The organism is Stenotrophomonas sp. P5_B8 (assembly GCF_054049855.1).
In genome coordinates this window covers 1-4,887 of sequence record NZ_JBFULO010000291.1, presented here as the reverse complement: position 1 = coordinate 4,887, position 4,887 = coordinate 1, and the positions used below count along the sequence as shown (strand labels likewise).

Genomic DNA, 4,887 nt, shown 5'->3' with positions numbered 1-4,887 from the left:
TTCCAGGGGTAGCCCCGTGGGCGGCTTGTCGAACACATAGCAGAACCAGCGGTCGTAGGCGCTGGAGACCTGGTTGAACGCGCGCCGCAACTCGCCKCGATGGCTGGCCTTGGGATCTTGCCCGGTGGCACCGGTGCCCGTAGCGCCCTTGCCCAGCATCTTAACGCGCTGGTTGTACTCTTCAGTGCCTTTGTACAGCGCGACAGGCGCCACATCGGTCACCGGGCGCGCCAACTTGATCAGCGCGATGTCATCGCCTGCTGCAAGAAACACCACGATCAGCATGGCCTCGCCGGTCGCCGTCGCCTGATCGATCAAGGCCTGCGGCAGCGGCTTGTAGCCGGCGTGCACGACAACGCGCTCTACGTCCCGGTCGACCCCGTTGATCGCTACCCGCTTGAGATCCGAGTGCTGTGGGATGGTATGGGCGGCGGTGACCACCCACTGCGGCGCAACCAGCACGCCATGGCCTTCACCGGGCATGTCGACCAACGCGGGAAACTCAGACGCCGGCACCCGGTACTGCGCGTCATCGACATCGTCTCGAATGACGATGGCATTGGCCGTTGAGGAGAACAGCAGGAACACCAGGAGCGACAGTAGTCTGTTCATATTCACGGCGGTAGACGTGCTTGAGAGCGTGATCGCCGGGTCCTGAAGATCGAACCCGCGAGGCGAGGTGTGGAGGATGCCATGGCGCGCAGCAGACCGCCGACCATCGGATTCAATGGGCTCAGCCCGCAGGATCGCTTCGCTTGTCTCTGATGGAGTAAACCACCGAGAAGATCTTCCAGCCCTGCTCGGTCCGGACCAGTTGCCACATTTCCTTCCCCCAGTTGGTCTTCGCGCCATTGGCCAGGAACGCGTAGTCAAACGACACCGACGCCACGTCGCCATCGGTGTCGATCTTCACGTTGGAGAACGTCTCCTCCCTAGGCTCCGCAGTGCCAACCACCTCATCGATCRGGGCGACAAAGTTGTTGGACGGAATGCGACGTGCCTTGATCGCGTCAGGCTTCGACGTGCGGATCTCCTTAAGGCGCGCATCCTCCGAGACGAATTGCCAGCCGACGTTCTCTGGCTTGTCGGAAAAGAACAGCGCCATATAGGCCGCCTTGTCCTTGTGGATCAGCGATGTCCGAAACGATTCCACCACCTGCTCGATGGCCCGGATGTCGGAGGCGACATTGCGCGCCGCACTTGCCGGTGCGCAGACGCTGAGTGCGAGGACGAACACAGCCAGCCAACTCATTCTCTTGGACATACGGCCTTCCTGATTCCCGACTGTTTCAGATCATAAGGTGATCGGACAGCGAGCGCTCGACGGCAAACGCTACAGCGGCGTTCCTCCTCACTCAATGCAGCACCTCCTCGGCATCCACCAGCTGCACGTCATGCATCAGGTTGAGGTAGGCCTCGTAATACGGTTTGTGCGATGCGCCCACAATGGCCAGCATGCGCGTGCCAGGCGTCTGCCCGAGCACGTCGCGGATGTTGGCAACCATGCGCAGGTTGCGGGTTTCCCAGTAACCCACGTAATTGCGCCCGAACCCCTGTGGCGATGGCTCGACCAGGGCCGCGCCGAAGTCGCTCATGTAGGTCTGCATCGCGGCCTCCGGGGCGTTGTACGCGCGGTAGATCGCCAGCATCCCGTCGGGGGTGTCCAGATGGGCGTAGAGCGGAATGTCCGCATCGGCGCGGGCYTTCGTGTACGGGTTGTCCCACGCCTTCTGGATGGCTTCACCGGCCGCCGCTTCCACCTCCTTGGGCGAGGTCGCATCGGCGGTGTGGTCATCCACCGCCCACACCCKCTCCAGCCCCAGCCGCGCGGCAAGCGTGGCAGCTACCAGCACGGATTCATCGCGGCGCTGCAGGCGCTTGTCCAGGTAGGCCACCAGTTCATCGGTCAGGCTGTCGGCCGCAATGCGCTGCTGCGGTGCCAGGCGCAACCATTGCACCACCGCCGAGTTGCGTTCACCGGCGGCCAGCCAGAGCGCGGCCAGCCGTCGCCGCTGCGCCGCACTCGGCGTGGCCGGCCAGGTTGCCAGCAGCCGCTCGGCTTCGGCGTTTGCGGCCGGCACGTCCAGGCCTGTCGCGCGCTGGGCCGGGCCGGTATCGACGCAATAGCTGCCGACGCTGTCGGCATAACGCGCGGGAGACCGGCGCATGAAGTCGCACTGCAGCCCGGATACCGCCTCGACGGCGATCGCCTCCGGCTTCCATGCGACCAGGCGCGCCAGCAGCGGTTCCAGCTGCGCCGGTGCGAAGGTTTTCGGCAGTGCCGACAGGTGCGGCGAGCCCAGCACCAGCACCTCGTTGGGGCGGCCGGCCGGCGGCCCCTTCAACTGCTCCGGGTGAAAGCCGGGTTGATAGGCCGGGCCGGCGGCGAGCGCACTGGCGCTGCACAGGCCAAGGAAGACGATGCTACCGATGTATTTGATCATGGTGCCTCCGTGCAATGGCCGGTGCCTTGCCTGTCGGCGATGCTGCTCGCGTTACCACGCGATGGGAAGCCCCGTAGGTCATGGCAACCCTTTCCGCGTTTACTGCATCGCGGCGTACGCACCGCAACACGCTCACCCGGCTTGTGCCTTGATGAAATCGATGAAGGCCCTGAGCGGCGGGGGCACGAGGGTTCGATTGGGGTAGTAAAGGAAAGGACCGGGAAATGACTGCCACCACGACTGCAGCACCGGCTCCAGTACACCGGCGCTGAGAGACGGCTGCAGCCAATCCTCGAACAAATGGATGATGCCGCTGCCGGCTGCGGCAGCCGCTACCGCAAGATCGACGCCCCCTCCAATCTCCACCAGCAGCTGCCCGCGCGGGACGATGGTCACCACTTCCCCGCCCCGCTCGAATTCCCATTCGGACACCGCGCCACTGGGAAACCGCCCGCGAATGCAGTCGTGATCGAACAGATCACGCGGGTGCGCAGGCCGCCCGCGACGGTCCAGGTAAGACGGTGCCGCTGCCGTCGCGCTGCGTTGCACCCGCGGCCCGATCGGCATGGCGATCATGTCCTGCTGCAGGCGCTCGCCATAGCGGATGCCGGCATCGCACCCCGCCGCGATGACGTCAACAAAACTCTCCTGGGTGAGGACCTCCACGCTGATGTCCGGATGCGCGGCCATGAAAGGCGGCAGGATCGCCGGCAATACCAGGCGCGCCGCACTGACCGGCACATTGAGCCGCAGCGTTCCTGTCGGCGTGCTGCGGAAGGCACTGATCGCGTCGGTCGCGGTATCCAGCTCCCGCAGGGCCGGCTCGGCGCGTGCCAGCAGCACCTTGCCCGCATCGGTGAGTCCCACGCTGCGGGTGGTGCGATTGAGCAGTCTCACACCGAGCTGGGCTTCGATGCGCTTGACCGCCTCGCTCAGGTGGGACGCGCTGAGGTCGGCCGCTCTGGCCGCTTCGCGGAAGCCCCCTGCCCGCGCCACCAGGACGAAGGCCTGCATATCGCCCAGCCGCGTGCTCATTGTTCGCCTCTCCGGACAGCCCGTTCGCTTTATATCGGATTGTCGCACAGCCGTCCCGGCCCTAGATTTTCTCCATCCCCGCCAAGAGTTCCCGCCATGACCGACCAGCCCGCTCTGCCCACCTTCACCCTTGGCGATCGTGCCGTTGCCCGCCTGGGATACGGGGCCATGCAGTTGGCAGGCCCCCACGTCTTCGGCCCACCGAAAGACCGCGATGCCGCCGTGCGCGTGCTGCGCGAGGCGGTCGAGCGGGGCGTCAACCATCTGGATACCAGCGATTTCTACGGCCCGCACATCACCAACCAGATCATCCGCGAGGCCCTTCATCCCTATCGCGCGGGGCTGACCATCGCAACCAAAGTGGGCGCCAGGCGCGGTGCCGAGGGCCAGTGGCTGCCGACGATGTCCGCCGCCGAACTCACCCGCGCCGTGCATGACAACCTGCGCAACCTGGGCCTGGAGGTGCTGGACGTGGTCAACCTGCGCTGCATGTTCAACGTCATGGCCCCGGCCGAGGGGTCGATCGCGCCCTCTCTCACGGTGCTGGCCGAGTTGCAGCAGCGCGGCCTCATCCGCCATATCGGTCTGAGCAACGTCACCGCCACCCAGGTCGCGGAGGGGCGCGCGCTCTGCGACATCGCCTGCGTGCAGAACCAGTACAACCTGGTGCATCGCAACGACGATGCCTTGGTGGATGCGCTGGCGCGGGATGGCATCGCCTACGTGCCGTTCTTCCCGCTGGGCGGCTTCAGCCCGTTGCAGTCCACCGCGCTTTCGACCATCGCAGCGAAACTGCACGCTACCCCGATGCAGGTAGCGCTGGCGTGGCTGCTGCGCCGTTCGCCCAACATCCTGCTCATCCCGGGGACCTCGTCGGTGGATCACCTGCGCGAGAACATGGCATCGGCAGACCTTGTTCTCGACGACGGGGACATCACCGCGCTGGATGCCGTCGCGCGGTTGCAGGGCTGACAGCCGTCGGCAGYGCCGCAGACGTCACTCCACGCCTGCGCGTTTCTCCGCCGCGTTCAGATTGTCCATGTCCGAGAAGATCTTCCACGGCTGGCCGGGCATGCGCTGCAATGTCAGCGTGAACTTCCCCACCTCGCCGCCTGCGCCGTAGCGGTATGCACCGATGATGTACCCGGTGGTGGCGTCGGTGGAATAGGCCAGGGCACGCAGTTGCAATGGCCCGCCACCTTTTCCCTTGAACCCTGCCTCGTAGGCCGCGCGGATGGCCTGCTGACCGCGGATCGGCGGCCGATGGTTCTGCAGCACGAAACCGTCCTCGGCGAACAGCGCTGCAAGCGCGGCCGCATCGCCTGCCCGCCACGCATGCTCGTAGTCGCGCAGCAATCGATCCAGCGGCGATGGCAGCGCGTCGTCGGAAAGGTGGGCAGGCACCGGG

6 protein-coding genes are annotated in these 4,887 nt (G+C 65.7%); 1 reads left to right on the top strand and 5 read right to left on the bottom strand.

Annotation, left to right across the window (positions count from 1 at the left end; all coding sequences use genetic code 11):
• The 4 genes from ACXJKH_RS14690 to ACXJKH_RS14675 form a co-directional block, all read right to left on the bottom strand.
• On the bottom strand, nucleotides 1–588 hold a 588-nt coding region (locus ACXJKH_RS14690; protein WP_457320336.1), incomplete at its 3' end, for a trypsin-like serine protease.
• 145 nt (nucleotides 589–733) lie between these two features.
• The gene (locus ACXJKH_RS14685) at nucleotides 734–1,264 is read right to left on the bottom strand and encodes a nuclear transport factor 2 family protein (RefSeq protein ID WP_457320334.1); all 531 of its coding nucleotides are present in this window, start codon (nucleotides 1,262–1,264) and stop codon (nucleotides 734–736) included.
• A gap of 91 nt (nucleotides 1,265–1,355) precedes the next feature.
• A complete protein-coding gene (locus ACXJKH_RS14680) occupies nucleotides 1,356–2,444 on the bottom strand; it encodes a DUF5694 domain-containing protein (RefSeq protein ID WP_457320332.1) in 1,089 nt (362 codons plus the stop codon).
• 132 nt (nucleotides 2,445–2,576) lie between these two features.
• Nucleotides 2,577–3,458 carry a LysR substrate-binding domain-containing protein gene (locus ACXJKH_RS14675; protein ID WP_457320340.1) on the bottom strand — a complete coding sequence of 294 codons (882 nt, stop codon included), beginning with the start codon at nucleotides 3,456–3,458 and terminating at the stop codon, nucleotides 2,577–2,579.
• 117 nt (nucleotides 3,459–3,575) lie between these two features.
• On the opposite strand from ACXJKH_RS14675, the gene ACXJKH_RS14670 reads away from it, so the two are divergent.
• Nucleotides 3,576–4,451 carry an aldo/keto reductase family oxidoreductase gene (locus ACXJKH_RS14670; protein WP_457320330.1) on the top strand — a complete coding sequence of 292 codons (876 nt, stop codon included), beginning with the start codon at nucleotides 3,576–3,578 and terminating at the stop codon, nucleotides 4,449–4,451.
• 24 nt (nucleotides 4,452–4,475) lie between these two features.
• On the opposite strand, the gene ACXJKH_RS14665 is transcribed toward ACXJKH_RS14670, so the two are convergent.
• On the bottom strand, nucleotides 4,476–4,883 hold the full coding sequence (locus ACXJKH_RS14665; protein ID WP_457320338.1) for a YybH family protein: 408 nt from the start codon (nucleotides 4,881–4,883) through the stop codon (nucleotides 4,476–4,478).
• Between the last annotated feature and the right edge of the window lie 4 nt (nucleotides 4,884–4,887).

Coding starts and splice junctions, on each gene's coding strand:
- ACXJKH_RS14675 (WP_457320340.1), bottom strand. CDS start 3,458: ATGCAGGCCTTCGTCCTGGTGGCGCGGGCAGGGGGCTTCCGCGAAGCG.
- ACXJKH_RS14670 (WP_457320330.1), top strand. CDS start 3,576: ATGACCGACCAGCCCGCTCTGCCCACCTTCACCCTTGGCGATCGTGCC.